Annotated in this window: 16 protein-coding genes; 3 read left to right on the top strand and 13 right to left on the bottom strand. The window is 71.2% G+C overall.

What is annotated here, in order from left to right; translation table 11 throughout:
• The 6 genes from fmt to mihF form a co-directional block, all read right to left on the bottom strand.
• A partial coding sequence (gene fmt / locus R2N01_RS05800) for a methionyl-tRNA formyltransferase (RefSeq protein WP_316669381.1) occupies positions 1-784 on the bottom strand: 784 nt, incomplete at its 3' end.
• A 78-nt stretch (positions 785-862) separates the two neighbouring features.
• On the bottom strand, positions 863-2,893 hold the full coding sequence (locus R2N01_RS05805) for a primosomal protein N' (protein WP_316669382.1): 2,031 nt from the start codon (positions 2,891-2,893) through the stop codon (positions 863-865).
• Between the two features lie 86 nt (positions 2,894-2,979).
• Positions 2,980-4,170, bottom strand: coding sequence for a methionine adenosyltransferase (metK, locus tag R2N01_RS05810; protein WP_316669384.1), 1,191 nt, complete (start codon positions 4,168-4,170; stop codon positions 2,980-2,982).
• Positions 4,171-4,293: 123 nt separating this feature from the next.
• Positions 4,294-4,659, bottom strand: a complete 366-nt coding sequence (gene rpoZ / locus R2N01_RS05815; RefSeq protein ID WP_316669387.1) for a DNA-directed RNA polymerase subunit omega — start codon at positions 4,657-4,659, stop codon at positions 4,294-4,296.
• Positions 4,660-4,787: 128 nt separating this feature from the next.
• Entirely contained in the window at positions 4,788-5,405 is a 618-nt protein-coding gene (gene gmk, locus R2N01_RS05820) for a guanylate kinase (RefSeq protein ID WP_316669389.1), read from the bottom strand.
• Positions 5,406-5,408: 3 nt separating this feature from the next.
• The gene (gene mihF, locus R2N01_RS05825; RefSeq protein ID WP_316669391.1) at positions 5,409-5,720 is read right to left on the bottom strand and encodes an integration host factor, actinobacterial type; all 312 of its coding nucleotides are present in this window, start codon (positions 5,718-5,720) and stop codon (positions 5,409-5,411) included.
• Between the two features lie 309 nt (positions 5,721-6,029).
• On the opposite strand from mihF, the gene R2N01_RS05830 reads away from it, so the two are divergent.
• From R2N01_RS05830 to R2N01_RS05840, 3 genes are read left to right on the top strand one after another with little or no spacing between them, the layout of a single operon-like run.
• A complete protein-coding gene (locus tag R2N01_RS05830) occupies positions 6,030-8,801 on the top strand; it encodes an MMPL family transporter (RefSeq protein ID WP_316669394.1) in 2,772 nt (923 codons plus the stop codon).
• Positions 8,798-11,029, top strand: coding sequence for a YhgE/Pip domain-containing protein (locus tag R2N01_RS05835; RefSeq protein WP_316669396.1), 2,232 nt, complete (start codon positions 8,798-8,800; stop codon positions 11,027-11,029). The genes R2N01_RS05830 and R2N01_RS05835 overlap by 4 nt, the downstream gene beginning before the upstream one ends.
• A gap of 22 nt (positions 11,030-11,051) precedes the next feature.
• A complete protein-coding gene (locus tag R2N01_RS05840) occupies positions 11,052-11,714 on the top strand; it encodes a TetR/AcrR family transcriptional regulator (RefSeq protein WP_316669398.1) in 663 nt (220 codons plus the stop codon).
• Between the two features lie 69 nt (positions 11,715-11,783).
• Here R2N01_RS05840 and pyrF read toward each other — a convergent pair whose 3' ends face one another.
• The 7 genes from pyrF to R2N01_RS05875 form a co-directional block, all read right to left on the bottom strand.
• Positions 11,784-12,590 (bottom strand): orotidine-5'-phosphate decarboxylase, encoded by an 807-nt coding sequence (gene pyrF / locus R2N01_RS05845; protein ID WP_316669400.1) that lies wholly within the window; start codon positions 12,588-12,590, stop codon positions 11,784-11,786.
• Positions 12,587-13,687 (bottom strand): quinone-dependent dihydroorotate dehydrogenase, encoded by a 1,101-nt coding sequence (locus tag R2N01_RS05850; RefSeq protein ID WP_316669402.1) that lies wholly within the window; start codon positions 13,685-13,687, stop codon positions 12,587-12,589. Before R2N01_RS05850 ends, pyrF begins: the two co-directional genes overlap by 4 nt.
• A gap of 58 nt (positions 13,688-13,745) precedes the next feature.
• Complete coding sequence (carB, locus tag R2N01_RS05855) at positions 13,746-17,066, bottom strand: carbamoyl-phosphate synthase large subunit (protein ID WP_316669404.1); 3,321 nt, start codon at positions 17,064-17,066, stop codon at positions 13,746-13,748.
• Entirely contained in the window at positions 17,066-18,214 is a 1,149-nt protein-coding gene (carA, locus tag R2N01_RS05860) for a glutamine-hydrolyzing carbamoyl-phosphate synthase small subunit (RefSeq protein WP_316669406.1), read from the bottom strand. The genes carB and carA overlap by 1 nt, the downstream gene beginning before the upstream one ends.
• Positions 18,215-18,368: 154 nt before the next feature.
• Positions 18,369-18,872: a transcription antitermination factor NusB gene (nusB, locus tag R2N01_RS05865; protein ID WP_316669408.1), complete on the bottom strand. Its 504-nt coding sequence runs from the start codon at positions 18,870-18,872 to the stop codon at positions 18,369-18,371.
• A complete protein-coding gene (gene efp, locus R2N01_RS05870; RefSeq protein WP_316669410.1) occupies positions 18,872-19,435 on the bottom strand; it encodes an elongation factor P in 564 nt (187 codons plus the stop codon). Before efp ends, nusB begins: the two co-directional genes overlap by 1 nt.
• A gap of 121 nt (positions 19,436-19,556) precedes the next feature.
• Entirely contained in the window at positions 19,557-20,252 is a 696-nt protein-coding gene (locus tag R2N01_RS05875; RefSeq protein ID WP_316669412.1) for an FMN-binding negative transcriptional regulator, read from the bottom strand.
• Position 20,253: the final 1 nt, after the last annotated feature.

Consider the following 20,253-nt stretch of genomic DNA (forward strand, 5'->3'; position numbering starts at 1 on the left):
CGAGGGCGCCGGGGTGCGGACCGGGCGCGGCGGGGTCGTCGGCGCGGGCGGCCAGCACCTTGAACCGCCGGCCCTCGAAGAGGGTCCAGGCGCCGGGGTGCGGGCTTGTGCCGCGGATGACCCGCGCCAGGTGCTCGGCAGGCGCGGACCAGTCCAGGCGGGCGTCGCCGACCTCGACCTTGGGGGCGAGCGTGACGGCCTCGTCGTCCTGCTCGACGGCGGGCAGTCCGGCCTCGATGTCGGCCATGGTGCCGACGAGCACGTCGGCGCCGATGGGGGCCAGCCGGTCGAGCAGCTCGCCGGCCGTCTCGTCCTCACCGACCGGAACGCGCAGCTGACGGTGGACCGGGCCCGCGTCGAGCTCCGGGACGAGCCTGAAGGTGGTGACCCCGGTCGTGGCATCGCCGTTCATGAGGGCCCGCTGCACGGGGGCGGCGCCGCGCCATGCCGGCAGCAGCGAGAAGTGCAGGTTCACCCAGCCGTGGGCCGGGATCGCCAGGACGTGTTCGGGGATGAGGGCGCCGTAGGCGACGACGGCGCAGACGTCGGGGGCGAGCGCGGTGAGGCGTGTGACGAAGTCCTCGTCGCGCGGGTGGGCGGGCTTGAGCACCTCGATGCCCAGCTCCTGCGCGGCCGCGGCGACGGACGAGGCCCTGAGCCGCCTGCCCCGCCCGGTCGGCGCGTCGGGCCTGGTGACGGCCGCCACGACCTCGTGCCGGGACTCGGCCAGTGCCCGCAGGCTCGGGACCGCCGTCCCGGGCGTGCCGGCGAAGACGATGCGCATGGGCCCTCCTTCTTGTCGTTCGAGGCCACAGCCTACTCAGCCGAGGCGGACTCCTCGGCGGTTCCGGAGGCGACGGCGTCAGGACAGTTCGGCCGGATCGATGCGCACCCGCACCGCCCCGGGCTCCTTGCGCGCGCTGCGCACCGCGAGGGCCTCCTTGGCGGCGACCGCCAACGCCCTGCCCGCTGCGCGGGGTGCCCGCACGAGCAGGCGCCAGAGGGGCTCGGTGCCCGAAGCGGCCGCCGGGAGCTCCACCCGGCCGAGGATCTCGGCCTGCTCGGGCCAGGCGGCGGTCCCCGCGAAATCGGTGATGAGGCGCTCGGCCCCTTCGACTGCGCACATGGCCACCGCGGGCGGGAACCCCGCCTCGGCGCGCTGGGCCAGCTCGCGCGCTGCGAAGCCCGCCGGGTCGAGGCGGACCAGGGCCTGCACCGGAGCGTCCTCGGGGGGACCGACGAGGCACACCGAGCCGCCCTGGTCGGCGGGGCGGACGCGTGCGACGGCGGCGAGCCAGCGCCGCAGCGCCTCCTCCCCCGCGCGCAGATCGGCCCTGCCGAGCATCAGCGAGCCGTCGAGCAGGACGGCGGCCGAGTACCCGGCCTCCGCGACCGGTTCGGCCCCCGGAGTCGCCACGACCAGTGCGGGTGTGCCGCCGACGCTCTCGCGCACTGCATCGCCCGAACTGTCGATGAGCCTGACACCGGGGAACGCCTTGCCGAGCTCCTCGGCCGTGCGCTGCGACCCCACCAGGGGGGCCCGCAGGCGGGCGGACCCGCACCGGGAGCAGCGCCAAGAGGCCATGGTACGGCCGCACCAGCGGCAGGAGAGCCTCCGGCCGCCTTCGGGCATGCGGTCGGCCCGTACCGGACCGCTGCAGGTGCGGCAGCGGACGGGGGCGCGGCAGTCCGCGCAGGCCAGCGCCGCAAGATAGCCGGAGCGCGGCACCTGGACGAGCACCGGCCCCGATGCCAGACCCGCCCTGATCGTCTCGAAGGCGCGCCGTGGGATGCGCACGGCATCGGCAAGCGGGTCGCGGCGCAGAGCCTCGTCGGAGTCGGCCGCCACGCGCACCAGCGCGCACTCGCGGCGCACGGCACCGGCCGGGGCCGCCAGGGCGGCCAGCCATCCGGACTCGATCCAGCGCTCCACCTCGCAGGAGCGCGCGTACGAGGCGAACAGCAGGGCGCAGGGCTGGGTGGAGGCGCGCAGGGCGGCGGCGTCGCGGGCGTGCGGGTAGGGGGCGCGCGGCTCGGCGTGGAGATCGTCGCCGTCGTCCCAGAGGCAGACGAGTCCCAGGTCGTGCAGGGGTGCGTACACGGCACCCCGGGTGCCCACCAGGATGCGGGCCCGGCCCCGGCTGGCGGCCAGGTAGTTGCGGTAGCGGGCGGCCGGGCCCAGCTCGGAGTGGAGCTCGGCGACGCAGCCCTCGCCGAGGCAGGCGGTGAGCGCGTCGCGCATGCGCCGGGCCTCGCGCACGTCCGGAACCAGGACGAGGGCGCTGCGGCCGCCTTCGAGAGCGGCCGCGCACGCCTGGACGAGGCCCCGGAGCCAGTCGTCGGCGCCGGCCCCGTCGGCGATGGACCGCGGAAGCACCTGCCAGTGCGCCCGCAGGTGGCGGCCCTGACGCAGCCCCCTGAGGAACTCGGGCCCGCCGGGAGCGTGTTCGAGCGCCCCGGAAGGCACGTGCCCCAGGTCGGCGGAGGGCCACGGGTGCTGGGCGGCCGACTCGGTCGCCGCGTGGCGGGGCGGCACGGCCAGCCGCATGACATCGGCGAAGGTGCCGGCGTAGTGGTCGGCCACCGCCCTGATGAGCCTGACCTGGTGCGCGTCCAGCACCGGTTCGGAGGAAACGACCCTCGACAGCGGCGTCAGCTTCTCGACCTCGGAGGCCTGCGGCAGCTCGACGATGAACCCGTCGGCCATCCGCCCGGCGAAGCGCACCCGCACGCGAGCCCCGACAACCGCCCCGACGGCCATCGTGTCGGGCACCGAGTAGTCGAAGAAGCGGTCGAGATGCGGCAGGCGGACGTCGAGAGCTACGCGTGCGATGCGCCGGGCCGGGCCGGGCCCCGGGGCCGGTGCCGTGATGAGTGCATCGGTGGCCGTCATGGTGATGATCCTAGGAGGGGCCACCGACAGGACCGGCGGAACGGTCGGCCCGGCGTCGGTTGCCGCCGGCGACGGGCCGGGATCCCTCAGCCCCTGACGGCCGCGGCCAGGGCGCCGGCGCGGTCGGTGCGCTCCCAGGTGGCCTCGGTGATCTCGCGGCCGAAGTGCCCGTTGTTGGTGAACTTGGAGTAGATCGGGCGCAGCAGGTCGAGATCCTCGATGATCGAGCGCGGGCGCAGGTCGAAGACCTGTCGGACCGCTGCGACGAGCTGCCCGTCCGGGACGGCGCCGGTGCCGAAGGAGTCGACATGGAGGCTGGTCGGGTGGGCGCGGCCGATCGCGTAGCTCACTTGCACCTCGCAACGAGCGGCCAGGCCCGCGGCGACGACGTTCTTGGCCACCCAGCGCGAGGCGTAGGCCGCCGAGCGGTCGACCTTGGACGGGTCCTTGCCGCTGAAGGCGCCACCGCCGTGACGGGCCATGCCGCCGTAGGTGTCAACGATGATCTTGCGGCCGGTGACGCCGGCGTCGCCCTGCGGACCGCCGATGACGAAGCGGCCGGATGGGTTGATGAGCACCTGCACGGCGTCGGAGGCGACCTCGTACTCGGCGAGTACGGGATCGATGACCTCGTGACGGACCGCCGGGGCGAGCACCGAGACGAGGTCGATGCCGTCGGCGTGCTGGGTGGAGACGACGATGCTCGTGACGGCCGTCGGACTGATGCCGTCGTAGTCGATGGTGACCTGGGTCTTGCCGTCGGGGCCCAGGTAGTCCGGAGTGCCGTCCCGGCGAACGGCCGACAGCCTCTCGGACAGGCGGTGGGCCATGTGGATCGGCAACGGCATGAGCTCGGGGGTCTCGGTGCAGGCGTAACCGAACATGAGCCCCTGGTCCCCGGCGCCCTGCCGGTCGGCCTCGTCAACGGCCGAACCGGAGCGCGCCTCCCAGGAACTGGCCACACCGCCGGCGATGTCGGGCGACTGGTTGTTGAGAGCGACCATGACGCCGCAGGTGGCCCCGTCCAGGCCCTTGTCGAACGAGTCGTACCCGATCTGGAGCATGCGGGTGCGGGCGATGTCGGCGATGTCGACATAGGACTCGGTGGTGGCCTCGCCCGCCACCACGGCGACACCGTTGCTGATGAGGACCTCGATCGCGGTGTGCGAGTCGGGATCCTGCGAGATCATGTCGTCGACGACCGCATCCGCGATGGCGTCGGCGACCTTGTCGGGATGGCCCTCGGTGACTGACTCCGAGGTGAATGACCTGCTCATGGGTGGTTGTCTGCTTTCCGCCCGACGAGGAGTCGGGCACGGCGCCCCGGCAGCGGCCCGGAGCCGCTGGACTGTTGTCGCGCCGCCTCGCGGTCGGCGGAGGGCGCGGTCGACCGGGCTGGCTCAGGCCAGGTCGCTGCCCGGGTCGGTCAGGGCGTCGAGATCGGCCAGCGGGTCACCGAAGTCGAACTCGGGATCCCTGGCGGCCTCGGCGCGAGCGGCGGCCTCGGCCGCGGGATCGATCTGCTTGTACTCGAGGACGCCCGCGTCGACCTCGCGCATGGCGATGGAAAGCGGTTTCTCCTGCGGGACGGTGTCGACGAGCGGCCCGACGTTCTCGAGCAGGCCTTCACCGAGTTGGGAGTAGTAGGCATTGATCTGGCGCGCGCGCTTGGCGGCGACGAGCACGAGGCGGTACTTCGAGTCGACGTGCTCGAGCAGCTCGTCAACGGACGGCGCGGTCGAGCCCTCGGGAGTCATGCTGGTCACGATGCGATCCTCGTCTGATCCCCGTGGGGGATCGGTGTCATGACGAGCGTGTCCACGCCCGTCCGGTCGTGGTGCGGCTTCGCGTGGGGGCGCGGGCCGTGGAGACGGATCCGTTGCGAGCACGGTGCTCACAACCGCATCAACTCTACCAGCTCGTGCACGGTCTCATCGAGCTCCCCGTTGACGATGACCTCGTCGAACTCGGACCTCGCCTCGAGCTCGCGGACCGCGGTCCGAAGGCGGCGCTCCTGCTGCTCCGGCGTCTCGGTGCCGCGGCCCCGCAGGCGGTGCACCAGCTCCTCCCAGTTCGGGGGGGCCAGGAAGATGTGCGTGGCCTGCGGATAGGTGGTGCGCACCTGGCGGGCGCCCTGGAGGTCGATCTCGAGGATGACGGTTCTGCCCGCCGCGACGGCCTCCTCGACGGGACGGCGCGGCGTGCCGTAGCGATGGGCGCCGTGCACGACGGCCCATTCGAGAAGCCCGTCGTCGGCGACCAACTGGTCGAACTCGTCACCGGTGATGAACCAGTAGGAGATGCCCTCGTCCTCGCCGGGGCGGGGGGGGCGCGTCGTCACCGAGACGGACAGGAAGACCTCCGGGTGGAGCGTCTTCAACCTGGTGCACACGGTGCCCTTGCCCACGGCGGTGGGCCCGGAGACGACGAAGACCCTTGGCCGAGGGGCGGCGATGCGTTCGCCCTGCGTGCCAGGAGCGTTGCCACGGGCGGCCGATCGCGTCCCATCCATGAATCAGTGGAACTCCCTCTTGAGCCCCGCCACCTGGTGGCGGCCCAGGCCGCGCACCCGACGGTTGGGGGCGATGTCGAGGCGCTCCATGATAGCGGCGGCGCGCTTCTCGCCGACACGCGGGAGGGCCTTGAGCAGATCGACGACCTTGATGTGGGCCAGCACGTCGTCCTCTGCCGCCTTGTCGAGCGCCTGACCCAGCGTCAGTTCGCCCTTGCGCACCTTGTCCTTGAAGTCTGCGCGAGCACGACGGGCCTGCGTGGCGGCTGAACGAGCGGACTGGAGCTGTTCGGGCGAAAGAGTCGGAATGGCCATGGATCCTCTCCCATTCGAAACATGCCGGGGCCACCGTGACCCGGCCCTGCGAACAAGGTACCGCCCAGACGGCCATTTTTCGCCTCTTATGCCTAGTTATTCGCTAATTTCTGGGCAACTTCTCATGAATTCACCCTCTTTGACTCCCCAGTGACCCCCTAGGGGTGATTCCGGATGACCCCCGGACAGCGGCTCGATGTTCGCATCGTGGACTCCTCGCGACTCGAGTTGATTCCGGATGGGTGCACCATAAATGATGGTTTCATCAGTTTCGATAGTTCCATCGTCGTTCGTGAAGGTCCCGCGTCCATGTCCTCCCACCTGTATCGCCTCGGCCATGCGGCCTACCGGCGGCGCAAGCTCGTCGTCCTGGCCTGGCTGCTCGTCCTCATCGCCGGTCTCGCCCTCATGGGCACGATGTCGAAGGGCACCAATGACACGGTGCGCATCCCGGGCGCCTCCTCGCAGAACGCCCTGGACACGCTGAGCCACGTCTTCCCGCAGGTCGCCGGCACCTCGGCCAAGATCGTGGTCGTCATGCCCGCGGGCGTCTCGGTGAGCTCCCAGCACGTGCAGGACGCGGTGGGGTCGACTGTGAGCGAGATCGAGACGCTCGACCAGGTCTCGACGGTCGCCTCCCCGTTCTCGTCGCTGGTGAGCGGTGCCGTCTCCGAGGACGGTACGACCGCGGTCATCACCGTACAGTTCGATGGGCAGAAGAATGACCTGACCGATGGAACGCTGGACGCGGTGCGGCAGTCGGCCCAGGACCTCCAGAGCGGGATCGGCGACGGCGCGAGGGTCGAGGTGGGCGGCTCCGCCTTCGACAACGTGATCCCGACCATCTCCGTCACCGAGGCGATCGGCGTCGTACTGGCGCTGATCTTCCTGATCATCTTCCTGCACAACGTCCTGGCCGCCTTCGTGCCGATCGTCATGGCGCTGGTCGGCGTGGGCGTCACCGAGTCGCTCATCTATGCGGCGACTGGATTCATGACCATCATGAGCACCACCGTGCTGCTGTCGGTGATGATCGCCCTGGCAGTCGGCATCGACTACTCGCTGTTCATCATCTCCCGCTACCGCGACAATCTCGCTCAGGGGCTCGGACCGGCCGAGTCGATCGCCCGCTCCATCGCGACGGCCGGTACCGCGGTGGTCTTCGCGGGCATGACGGTGATCATCGCCCTGGTGGGCCTGTTCGTGGCGCGGATCCCCTTCCTGACGATCATGGGCGTCGCGTCGGCGCTCGGTGTCGGCGTAGCGGTGTGCGTCGCCATGACACTGCTGCCGGCCACGCTCGGTTTCTTCGGCACCCGCATCACGTCGAGGACCCGCAAGAAGCGCACGGGCAAGGACACGTTCTTCGGCCACTGGGCGAACGTCGCCACCGCACGCCCGCTCATCACCATCATCCTCGTCGTGGCGGCCGTCGCCGTCCTGGCCGCCCCGGCCACGGGCCTGCGCCTCTCACTGCCCATGGAGAGCGCAGCCGAGGCCGGCACCGAGGTGCGCACGACCTATGACACGATCAGCGAGGAGTTCGGCCCGGGGTACAACGGCCCGCTCATCGTCGTGGTGAACGTGCTCGACAGCACCGACCCGGTCGGGGACATGACCAGGCTCGGCGACGACCTGGCCACGATCGATGGCGTCGAGCACATCGCCATGTCCACCCCCAACGAGGCCGGCACCTATGGCATCGTCCAGGTCATCCCCTCCGGTTCCCCCGACTCGGCCGCGACCGCCGACCTGGTGCAGGCCCTGCGCGACCAGGGCCCGGCGATGGCCGACGAGTACGGCTTCCGCGACTTCGCGGTCACCGGTATCACGGCCGTTGCGGGCGACGTCTCGGCCAAGCTGACCGGCGCCCTGCTCCCCTACGGCATCTTCGTCGTCGGACTGTCACTGGTGCTGCTCGTCATGGTCTTCGGCTCTGTCGCCGTGCCGGTCAAGGCGACGGTCGGTTACCTGCTGTCGATCCTGACGTCCTTCGGCGTGACGACCTCGATCTTCGTCGACGGCAGGGGGGCCCGTCTGCTCGGCGCGGACTTCACGGGCTCATTGATCTGCTTCTTGCCGATCATCGTCATGGGCGTCCTGTTCGGCCTCGCCATGGACTACGAGGTCTTCCTCGTCTCGCGCACCGCCGAGGAGTACGCGCGCAGCGGCGATCCGGTGCGGGCCGTCCACGAGGGCTTCCGCAAGGCGGCCCCCGTGGTCACCACGGCCGCGCTCATCATGCTGAGCGTCTTCGCGATGTTCATCCCCGAGGGGAGTTCCGGCATCATCAAACCGATCGCCACGGCGCTGACGGCGGGCGTCTTCGTCGACGCCTTCGTCGTCCGCATGACCTTCGTCCCGGCGGTTCTCAAGCTCCTGGGTCGTCACGCCTGGGCGATGCCCGCGAAACTTGCCAGGGTGCTCCCCCGCTTCGACGTCGAGGGCGCCGCGCTGTCCCGCCAGCTCTCGCTCGGGGACTGGCCCGCCGACCGGAGCCTGGTGGTCGCCGCGAGCGGCATGATCATCCGCGACCGCGACGGCATCGCACTCAACCGGCCGGTCGACCTCGGTCTCCATCCCGGCCAGATCACCGTTCTCACCGGCCCGGAGGGGTCGGGCAAGTCCGAACTGCTGCTCGGCCTGACCGGCCGGCTCACCGGGTTCGACGGCGACGCCCGGGTGGCCGGCTACCTGCTGCCCGAGCGCAACGCCGCGGTCCGCGCCCGAAGCGTGCTGGCCTCCGGCGGCAAGGACGTCATCGGCGTCCTGAACCAGGGCCTGCACCGTGGCGTTGCGCTCGCGGCCGTCGACGATGCGGACGCCATCATCGGCGCCAACCGTACCGCCGAGACCCGGGGACTCATCGACCGGCTGGCCGCGGGCGGGGCCTGCATCCTGCTGACCGGCGCGACCCCGGCCTCGGTCGCCCATGTGCTGCCGCGGGACGCCGCGCCGGCCGAGATCGCGATGGAGCCCCCGGCATCGGACCGGCGCGTACGGCCCAATCCCGACGGCACTCGGGGAGCGGACGAGCAGTCCGCCCCGCTCGGCACCATTCTCGAGGAGGCCCTTCGATGAGGACACGAACGATCGGAAACCTGCGGGGCCGCGCCTCCTGGCGCACCTGGGTGGCGCTGCTGTGCGTACCCGCCCTCCTCATGGGCGTACTCGTCCTGGCCTTCCACGATCCCGGCCCGCAGATGGACGAGGTGACCGCCGCCGTCGTGAACGACGACACCCCGGTCACTGTCGACGGGCAGACGCGGCCGATGGGCCGCCAGCTCGTCAAGGAGCTCGTCAACTCGAGCGGCGACGACTACAACTGGGTCCTCACCACGGCCGACGACGCCGCCTCGGGCCTCGACTCCGGGGAGTACTCGGTAGTCGTCGAGATCCCCTCGGACTTCTCGGCGAAGGCCACCTCGGTCGCCGGGGACGACGCGAGCGCCGCCACCCAGGCCTCGGTGACGATCAGTACGGCCGAGGACTCCCCGCTGCTCGACGCCCGGGTCGGCACGGCACTGGCCGACGCGGCCGAGCGCTCGCTGGGCGAGCAGATCACCCAGACCTACGTCGACACGGTCCTGACGAGCATGGGGACCCTGCACGACGGCCTGTCGACCGCGGCGGACGGCGCGGACACCCTCTCCGAGGGCATCACGAGCGCCGACGACGGCGCGGCCCAGCTGCAGACCGGCGCCGACACGCTGGCGGACGGCATGGACACCCTGGCCACCGGCCAGCAGGATCTGGCCGACGGCCTGGGTCAGCTCCAGAGCCGGACCGCCGACCTGCCGTCCCAGACCCAGGCCCTCGCCACCGGCGCCTCGCAGTTGGCCGCCGGGGCCCACCAGGTGTCCGACGGCACGACGAGCGTCGTGGACGGCGCGGGTCGACTGGCCACCGCGAACCAGGCGATCAGCGACGGCGCGGGCACCCTGTCGAGCGGCGCCTCGCAGCTGTCGAGCGCCCTGGCGGGCGCCCAGCAGCAGACCGCCGATCTGCCCGCGCAGACCCAGGCCCTGGCCACCGGCGCGAGCAGCGTGAGCGGCGGGGTGGACACCGTCGCCGCCTCAGTGACGCAGCTCCAGCAGGCGGCCGCCGCCTGCGCTCAGGGCGCCAGCGACTACTGCCAGGTCGTCTCGGAGGGCCTGGCCCAGTTGACCACGCAGCTGGGCACCCTGCAGTCGGGCGCCTCCCAGGTCGCGGCCGGCACCTCGGCGCTCGACGACAGCGCCTCCAGCCTGTCCGGCGGCATCGGGCAGGCGGCCTCCGGGGCCTCCCAGATCTCCGACGGCGCGGCCGCCCTCGCCACCGGCGCCTCGCAGGCCGCCACCGGCGCGAGCGACCTCGCCGCGGGCGCGACGAGCCTCCAGTCCGGCGCCCAGCAGGTCGCCTCCGGCGCGGACGGCCTGTCCAGCGCCACGGACACCCTGGCCTCGTCCTCGCAGACCCTCGTCGACGCGATCGCATCGGCCTCCGACGGCGCCGACCAGCTCGTCGCCGGCACGAACTCGGCCAAGGACGGCTCCCACACCCTGGCCGACGGCATCGGAACCCTGCACGAGGGGACCACTCGGCTCGAGGATGGATCCGGCACGCTCGCGAGCAGCCTGCGCGAGGCCTCGAACCAGGTGCCGAGCTACACCGCGGACCAGCGCGACCGGATCTCCGACGTGGTCGCCACGCCCCTCGTCTCCACGACGAGCGGCCTCGGCTCCTACGTCCGCTCGGCGGTCGCCCTGTTCGGGGTCCTGGCCCTGTGGGTGGCGGCCATCGCTTTCACCGCGGTCAGCCCGGCCATTACGAGCACGGCCTTCGAGTCGAACCTGCCCACCTGGCAACTGGCGCTGCGCTCACTCGGCCCGACGTTGCTGTTCTCCGCGGCCAGCGGCCTGATCGTCGGCGCCATCGCGAACGTCACGCTGCACCCCGGCGTCGGCGCGTTCTTCACGGTTTGGGCGGCGGCCTTCGTCATCGAGCTGGTCTTCCTGGCGCTCAACCAGGCCCTCGGCTCCATCCACCGCGTCGGAGGCCGGGTCGTGGCACTGGCAGTGCTGGTGGTCGCGATCGCCGGCGGTGTCTGGTCGGCCCAGCCCGCGTGGTTGCAATCGCTGGCCTCGTTCCTGCCGACCGACCCGGCGGTCGGCCTCATCCGCGCCATGGCGGTGCCGACGGGCGCCGGCCTGGCCGTCATGGCGGCGGAACTGCTGGCCTGGTGGGCGGCCGCCATCGCCGTACTCATCGCACTGACCGCAAGGGCCCGTACGACGAGCCTGACCCCGGCCGGCTCGGGGCGGGCCTGAGCGATGCGCGACAATGTCCTCGATGAACATCGTCCACGGGATCCAGGGGGCCAGCCATGCGGGACGCCATGGCAGGCGCAAGGCTGCGACCCGCGCCGCCCTCATCCAGGCGGGCCAGCAGCTCATCGCCGAGGGGCGCACCGACGTCTCGATAGCGACGATCACCGAGCTCGCCGATGTGGGCTTCGGCTCCTTCTACAACCATTTCAAGACGAAGGACCAGCTCTTCGAGGCCGCCTTCGCCGAGGCGATGGAGAGTTTCGGCCACGGACTGGGCAGGCTCGTGGAAGACGTCGACGACATGGCCCGCGCCGTGTCGATCGGCTTCCGCGTGATCATCCGCGTCGCCAGGGCCAAACCCGGTTTCGCCTCGCTGGTCACCCGGTCGGGCTCCGCGGCCCTGCAGTTCGACGGGGCCCTGCGCCGGACCTCCCTCCACTGCATCGGCAGGGGCATCGACTCCGGCCGCTTCTCGATGCCCGGCCCCGAGACGGCCTTCGCCGCGATCGGGGGATCGCTGCTCGGTGTCGTCACGTACCTGCTCGGCGACCCCATGAGCGACACGGACGAACTCGTCGACTCGCTGGCCGCCGGTGTGCTGCGCATGCTGGGGCTGCCGGACGAGGAGGCGCGGTCGATCGCCCACGAGGACCTGCCCGAGGGCGTCCCCGAGGAGTACCGATGAACGACACGGCCGGGAGACTCCTCCTCCGGCGGGCCGCCGGGCGAGCAGCCCTCCAGACCGCGGGCGGCGTCAGCGCAGGGTGAGCGCGGCCGCCGCATCACGCAGCGCGGATGCGTCCGGGCCGGCACGCAGGACGCCGCGGGAGGCGCTCGGCAGGACACGGGCGGTGTCACCGAAGACACCGGCCAGGCCCTCGACCGTGCCGCCCTGGGCGCCGACGCCGGGTGCCAGCACCCAGCCGGTGAAGCCCGTCAGGTCGACGCCGGCGCGCTCGTGCGTGGCACCGATGACCAGGCCCACGTCGTCGAGGCCGGTCCTGACGTTCTCGGCCCCGGCGGCATCGAGCACCTGCTGCGCGATGGTGCGGCCGGCGGCAGTGGCGAACTGGACCGTCTCCCCCTCGGGGTTGCTCGTACGGCACAGGACGAACAGACCACGGCCGTTCTCGTGCGCCAGGTCGATGGCCGGACGCAGGGACTCGAAACCCAGGTAGGGGCTGGCGGTGATCGCATCGGCGGCCATCGGGGCCCCCTCTGCCAGGTAGGCGCGGGCGTAGGCCCTCATCGTCGAGCCGATGTCGCCGCGCTTGGCGTCGAGGATCGAGAGCGCACCGGCCTGGGCGACATCGCCCAGGACGCGCTGCAGGGCGGCGATGCCCGCGGGCCCGAAGACTTCGAAGAAGGCGCTCTGCGGCTTGAAGACGGCCACCTGCTCGCCGAGAGCGGAGACCGTCTCGCGGGCCACCCGTTCGATGCCGGCCGCGTCGTACTCCGACCCCCAGCCGCGGACGATCCGCTCGTGGGGGTCGAGGCCGACGCACAGGCGGCCCCGCTCGGCGGTGACTGCGCCCAGTCGCGCCCCGAAGGACGTGGTCACCGCCCCCCGCTCCCGGGCCGGCACAGCTTGTTGATGCCCATGACGAGGGCCGGACCCTCGAAGACGAAGCCGGTGTAGAGCTGCACGAGCCGGGCTCCCGCGTCGAACATGGCCTGCGCGTCGGCGGGCGTCATGATGCCGCCGACGCCCACGACCGGCAGCCCGGTGTGCCTGGTGATCCAGCGCACGCGTTCCAGCGCCGTCCTGGTGAGCGGCCTGCCGGACAGGCCGCCGGCCTGGGACGCCAGGTGCCGGTCGGCCGGGGCGATGCCCCCGCGCTCGACGGTGGTGTTCGTGGCGATGATGCCGCTGATGCCGGTGCTCTCACAGGCCATGAGCATGTCGTCGACCTGGCCTGCGGACAGGTCGGGGGCCATCTTCACGAAGATCGGCACCGGGTCGCCGGGGTCGAGTTCGCGGGCGCGGCTGACCAGCGCGCCGGTCAGCTCCTCGATCCCGCGCTGGCTCTGCAGGCTGCGCAGCCCCGGCGTATTGGGGCTCGAGACGTTGATGGCGATGTAGTCGGCGTACGGGGCCAGGGTCTCGAGGCTGAACAGGTAGTCGGGTACGGCCTCCCCGAGCGGGGTCTTCTTCGTCTTGCCGACGGAGACGCCCACGGGCGCGCCGAGGCGGTTGTTGCCGCGTCTGACACCGGCGTCATCGAGCTTGACGGCCATGGCCTCGGCGCCGTTGTTGTTGAAACCCATCCGGTTGATGATCGCCTCGGACTTGACCAGGCGGAACAGGCGCGGGCGCGGATTGCCGGGCTGGGCGTGGCGGGTGACGGTGCCGAGCTCGGCGAATCCGAAGCCCAGCGAGGCCCACACGCAGGCGGCCACGGCGTCCTTGTCGAGGCCGGCGGCGACGCCGACGCGGCCCGGGAAGTGGATTCCGGCGATGTCGACCGGGTCGCGGTCCTGGCCGATGAGGCGCTCGACGACGCCGAGCAACGACTCGGGCAGATGGCCCATCGTCGAGACGAGCTGGCCATGGATCTTCTCGGGGTCCCCGCCGTGCATCCGGAACAGTACGGGACGGATGACGCCGTGGTAGCCGTAACGGACGGCGCGCACGTACAGCTCGTCGGCACTGGGCATGACCGGTCTCCTCGTTCTCGTCAGCGGCCCGCGGTCGCGGCCCCTGGATGTGATTGTTTCAGTCGGCCTGGGCGAAGTGCTCGTCCATGTCGGTGCCCCACGCCTGGAGCGAGCGCACCGAGACGCCCCCGCTGCGCACCGCCTGGATCGCCTGAACGGCCGATTCGAGCGCCTGGACGGTGGTGATCGAGGGCACGCCGTGGCCGATGGCCGCCGTGCGGATCTCGTAGCCGTCGCCGCGGGGCCGCCCGCCGCGGGTCTCACCGGTGGGTGTGTTGAAGATCAGCGAGACCTCATCGGCCTCGATGAGATCGACGATGGTGGGCTCGCCGTTCGGGCCCCGGCCCTCCGTGTGCTTGCGCACGGTGGTCACGTCGATGTCGTGCATCATCAGCACGCTCGCGGTGCCCTCGGTGGCGAGGACTGTGAAGCCCATCTGCGCCAGTTCCTTGAGCGGCAGGATGATGTGGCGCTTGTCGCGGTTCGCCGCCGAGACGAATACGGTGCCCCCGGTGGGCAGCGAGCCGTAGACGGCGTCCTGGGCCTTGGCGAAGGACACGCCGAAGGTGCGATCGATGCCCATGACCTCGCCGGTGGAGCGCATCTCGGGTCCGAGCAGCGTGTCGACGCTGCGGCCCTGCTTGGTCAGGAAGCGGCTGAACGGCATGACGGCCTCCTTGACGGCGATCGGCATGCCGCGCCAGCGGGCGGCGCCGTCGTGCCGGGGGCGCAGCATGCCCCCGGCACGCAGGTCGGCGATCGAGGAGCCGAGCATGATGAGCGTCGCGGCCTTGGCCAGTTGGGTGTTGGTGGCCTTCGAGACGAACGGAACGGTGCGCGAGGCGCGCGGGTTGGCCTCGATGACGTACAGGGTGTCGGCGGCCAGGGCGTACTGGATGTTGATCAGGCCCCGCACGCCGACGCCCCTGGAGACGGCCTCGGTGCTGGCGCGGATGTGCTCGAGGACCGCATCGCCGAGCGTGGCCGGGGGCAGCGAGCAGGCCGAGTCGCCGGAGTGGATGCCGGCCTCCTCGATGTGCTCCATGATGCCGCCGACGTACAGCTCGGTGCCGTCGTAGAGCGCGTCGACGTCGATCTCGATGGCGTCGTCGAGGAAGCGGTCGACCAGAACCGGGGAGTCGGGGCCGATGAGCGTGGAGTTCTCGATGTAGCCGGCCAGTGAGGGCTCGTCGTAGACGATCTCCATGCCGCGGCCGCCGAGCACATAACTGGGGCGTACGAGCACCGGGTAGCCGATGCCCTCGGCGACGGCCCGGGCCTGCTCGAAGCTGGTGGCCATGCCGTACCTCGGAGCGGGCAGCCCCGCATCGTCGAGCACCCTCTCGAAGGCCTCGCGGTCCTCCGCCAGGAAGATCGCCTCGGGCGTGGTGCCGACGATCGGCACGCCGGCGTTCTTGAGCTGCTGGCTCAGGCGCAGCGGGGTCTGGCCGCCGAGCTGGACGATGACACCGGCGACGGGGCCGACCTGGCACTCGGCCTGGTAGACCTCCAGGACGTCCTCGAGGGTCAGCGGCTCGAAGTACAGGCGGTCGGAGGTGTCGTAGTCGGTGGAGACGGTCTCGGGATTGCAGTTGACCATGACCGACTCGTAGCCGTTGGCGCTGAGCACGTGGGCCGCGTGGACGCAGGAGTAGTCGAACTCGATGCCCTGGCCGATGCGGTTGGGCCCCGAACCGAGGATGAGCACGGCGGGCCTGCTGCGCCGGGCGACCTCGGTCTCCTCGTCGTAGCTCGAGTAGTGGTACGGCGTGCGGGCGGCGAACTCGGCGGCGCAGGTGTCGACCGTCTTGTAGACGGGGCGGACGCCCAGCTCCCAACGCCGGGCGCGCACCTGGGCCTCGTCGAGGCCGCGCAGGACGGCGATCTGCCGGTCGGAGATGCCGTGGCGCTTGGCCTTGCGCAGCAGGCGCCCGTCGAGCGCATCGGCGGTGCGGACCTGCTCGCCGACCTCCTGGATGAGGGCCAGCTGGTCGAGGAACCACGGGTCGATGCCGGTGATCTCGAAGAGCCTCTCGGTGCTGACGCCGGCGCGCAGCGCCTCGCCGATCTCCAGGACCCGTCCGTCGTGCGGGCGGGCCAGGGACCGGCAGACGGCGTCGGCGTCGCCGCCGAAACGGTCGGACAGCCAGAACCCGGAGCCCTGCTCGGTGGAGCGCAGGGCCTTGCCGAGGGCCTCGGTGAAGTCGCGGCCGATGCCCATGGCCTCGCCGACCGACTTCATGTGGGTGGTCAGCGTGGAGTCGGCGTAGGGGAATTTCTCGAAGGCGAACCGCGGCACCTTGACGGTGACGTAGTCGAGGGCGGGTTCGAAGCTGGCCGGCGTCTGCCGGGTGATGTCGTTGGGGATCTCGTCGAGCGTGTAGCCGACGGCGACCTTGGCGGCGATCTTGGCGATCGGGAAGCCGGTTGCCTTTGAGGCCAGGGCCGAGGAGCGCGAGACGCGCGGGTTCATCTCGATGACGATCAGGCGGCCGTTGTCGGGGTTGACCGCGAACTGGATGTTGCAGCCGCCGGTGTCGACGCCGACGGCCCGGATGATCCCGATGCCGACGTCGCGCATGCGCTGGTATTCCCGGTCGGTCAGCGTCATGACCGGGGCCACGGTGATCGAGTCGCCGGTGTGGACGCCCATCGGGTCGACGTTCTCGATGGAGCACACGATCACGACGTTGTCCGCCTTGTCGCGCATGACCTCGAGCTCGAACTCCTTCCAGCCGAGGACCGACTCCTCGATCAGGATCTCCGTGACGGGGCTGGCGTCCAGGCCTGTGGCCGCCATCGCGACGAGCTCGTCGTGGTCGTGCGCGAAGCCGGAGCCGACGCCGCCCATCGTGTAGCTGGGGCGCAGCACGAGCGGGTAACCGAGCTCCTCGGCGGCCTGCTCGACGTCCTCGAGGCGATGGCAGGTGCGGGAGCGGGCGACCTCGGGGCCGCCTACCGCGAGGCCCTCGACGATCCGTTTGAACTGCTCGCGGTCCTCGCCGCGCTGGATCGCGTCGATGCTGGCGCCGATGAGCTCGACGCCGTACTCCTCGAGCGCCCCGGACTCGTGCAGCGAGATGGCCGTGTTCAGGGCCGTCTGGCCGCCGAGGGTGGCCAGCAGGGCGTCGGGGCGCTCGGCGGCGATGACCTTCTCGACGAACTCGGGGGTGATCGGCTCGATGTAGGTGGCATCGGCGAACTCGGGGTCCGTCATGATCGTGGCCGGATTGGAGTTCACCAGGATGACGCGGTAACCCTCGTCGCGCAGGACACGGCAGGCCTGGGTGCCGGAGTAGTCGAACTCGGCGGCCTGGCCGATGACGATCGGGCCGGAGCCGATGACGAGGATGGACGAGATGTCGGTGCGCTTGGGCATCAGGCCTGCTCCCCCGCCCCGGTCCGGTGATCGGTCATCATCCGGGCGAACGCGTCGAAGAGGTGCGCGGCGTCGTGCGGGCCGGCCGCGGCCTCGGGGTGGTACTGCACCGAGAAGGCGGCGAGACTGCCGCCGCGGGTCAGTCGCAGGCCCTCGACGACGTCGTCGTTCAGGCAGACGTGCGAGACCTCGACGCGTCCGTAGGGGGTGTCGACCGGGTGGTCGACGGGCGCGGCGACGGCGAAACCGTGGTTGTGCGCGGTGATCTCGATCCTGCCGGTGGCGCGGTCGATGACCGGCTGGTTGATGCCGCGGTGACCGTACTTGAGCTTGTAGGTGCCGAAGCCCAGCGCGCGGCCGAGCACCTGGTTGCCCATGCAGATGCCGAACAGCGGCAGGCCGGCGGTCAGCGCCTCGCGGCACAGCTCGGCGGCCGCCCCGGCGGTGGACGGATCGCCGGGGCCGTTGGACAGGAACAGGCCGTCCGGGCCGATGGCCCTCACCTGCTCCCAGCCGGTGGTGGCGGGCAGCACGTGCACCTCGATGCCGCGCTCGGACAGGCGGCGCGGGGTCATGGACTTGATGCCGAGGTCGAGGGCGGCGACGGTGAGCCTCTTCCCGCCCGGGGCCGGCACCACGTAGGGCTCGGCGGCGGTGACGCGACCGACCAGATCGGCACCGGTCATCTGCGGGGCCCGCCTGACCCGGGCCAGCAAGGAGCCGGCGTCCGTGCCGGTGGAGCTGATGCCCACGCGCATGGCGCCGCGCTCGCGCAGATGACGGGTCAGCGCGCGGGTGTCGATGCCGCTGATGCCGACGACGCCCTGCTTGACGAGCTCCTCGTCCAGGCTTCGCTCGCTGCGCCAGTTCGAGGGCATCCGGGCCGGGTCGCGCACGGCATACCCGGCGACCCAGATGCGGGCGGACTCGTCGTCCTCGTCGTTCCACCCGGTATTGCCGATGTGGGGCGCGGTGGCCACGACCACCTGACCGTAGTAGCTGGGATCGGTGAGGGTCTCCTGGTAGCCGGACATGCCGGTGGCGAACACCGCCTCGCCGAACGTCTCACCGGTGTCCCCGAACGCCTGGCCGTGGAAGACACGGCCGTCCTCGAGAACCAGAATCGCGTCTTCTCCGTGCGCGTTCATGACCATCCTTCCCTGCCCGGGGCGGTTCGCGAGTGCAGGACCGAGGCGGGGCCCGCGGCGAACGATACCAGCGCAAGGGTTGCGCGCCCGCCGCCGGCGGCGCGTCCGAGACGGGCCCCGTCGCTCGGACCCGTCGGGGCCGCCCGGCCCGGACTCATCCGGATCGCGTGGTCAGGGCCTTGTTCAGCAGGCCGTTGAGGAAGGCGACCGATTCGTCGCTGCTCAACTCGTTGGCGAGTTCGAGCGCCTCGCTGATGGCGATCTTCGGGGCGATCCCGGTGAAGTCCAGCTCCCACATGGCGATGCGGGCCAGATTGCGGTCGACGCGGGGCATGCGCTCGAGCGCCCAGTCGCCGCTGATGCACTCGGCGACGCGCTGGTCGACCTCGCCGGCGTGCTCCCAGTAACCGTGCAGGATCGTGGCGGCGAACTCGCGCATGTCCGGCTCGCCCTGCCCGGCCCGGCGCTCCAGCACCGCGTCGACGGATTCGTCGCGCAGCTCGGCCTGGAACAGGATGTCGAGCGCCTGTTTGCGGGCCTTGGTGCGCGTGGAGTGGCGGGCGCCCGCGAAATCGGTACTGGCCACTTTCACCGCGCCGGGCACCGGGGGGTGCTCCCCCGGCGCCAGCTCGATGATCGGCTCGTCGTTCCCGCTCATCAGCCCTGGACGCGGCCGAGGTAGGAGCCATCGGCCGTGCTGATCCTGATGCGCTCTCCGGTGGTGATGAACAGCGGCACCTGGACCTGTGTGCCGGTCTCGACGGTGGCGGGCTTGGTGCCCCCGGTGGAGCGGTCGCCCTGCAGACCGGGCTCGGTGTAGGTGACCTCCACCTCGACGGCGGCCGGCAGGTCGATGTACAGGGGGTTCTCCTCGTTGGTCGCGACCGTGACGGTCGTGCCCTCGAGCAGATAGTCCCTGTCGTCGCCGATGACGTCCTCGGCGATGGTGAGCTGCTCGTAGGTGTCGGTGTCCATGAAGACGTAGCCGCTGGCGTCGTTGTACAGGTACTGCATGTCGCGACGGTCCACCTGGGCCGTCTCGATCTTGGTGTCGGCGGGGAAGGTGCGATCGACGACCTTGCCGTTCAGCACGTTCTTTATCTTGGTTCGGACGACGGTGTTGCCCTTGCCCGGCTTGTGGTGCTGGAACCACAGGACCTGCCAGAGCTGACCGTCGAGGTTCAGCACGGTGCCGTTCTTGATGTCATTGGTCGTAGCCACTGGTGAAAGCCTTTCGCACAGTTGTCAACGGGCCGCGATGGCGGCGTGCGCCCGCCCTCGGCGATGGCGCGCACCGTGAACCGACGGCCGGCCGAGCGGCACGCGGCCGCGGTCGACAATCCTAGCCGACGGATCCGCCGGGCCTCCTCGTGGCGCGTGCGCGCTCGACCGCCTGTTCACGGGCCAGGGCGTGGTCCCGGGAGGGTCCGCGCAGGTACTCGATGGTCTCGGCGGACGGGCGCGGGTACTGCGACTCCTCGTCCCGGCTGCGGCGCGTCGCCAGTGAGTCGGCCAGGGCGTCGATGTCACTGCTGGGGCGATTCTGGCTCATCTTGGCCTTGCCGGTGATCGAGGTGATGCGCAGCTCGACGCCGACGATCGCGGCGACCATGGCCGCGAGCCGCTCGGGGCCCATCTCGTCCGTGCTCCACCCGGTCGGCTGGGCGCCGACCAGCTCGTCGAGCGAGTCGATGATCCACTCCGGCTCCTCGTGGGCGATGAGCGTGCCGCGCACGTGCATGGTGATGTAATTCCAGGTGGGCACCTGCCCCGGGCCCTCGTGGTCGGACGGGTCGATGTAGTCGTCCGGGCCGTGCAGGATCACCATCGCGGGACCCTGCTCGCGCCACTGGGTGTTGATCCTCGCCACGTGCGTGCGCAGGACGCCGCAGGCGCCCTCGTCGGGGGCGTAGCTCCAGGGCAGGAAGGTGGCGTCGAGGCCGCCGGGCCCGCTCGTGATCAGGTCGCCGGCGCCGACACGGTGCAGAAGGGCGCCGAGCTCGCCGGCGCCGAAGGCGAAGTGGTCGGGGACGTACATG

This window comes from uncultured Propionibacterium sp. (genome assembly GCF_963539965.1).
In the GTDB taxonomy this organism is placed as follows: Bacteria; Actinomycetota; Actinomycetes; order Propionibacteriales; family Propionibacteriaceae; genus Propionibacterium.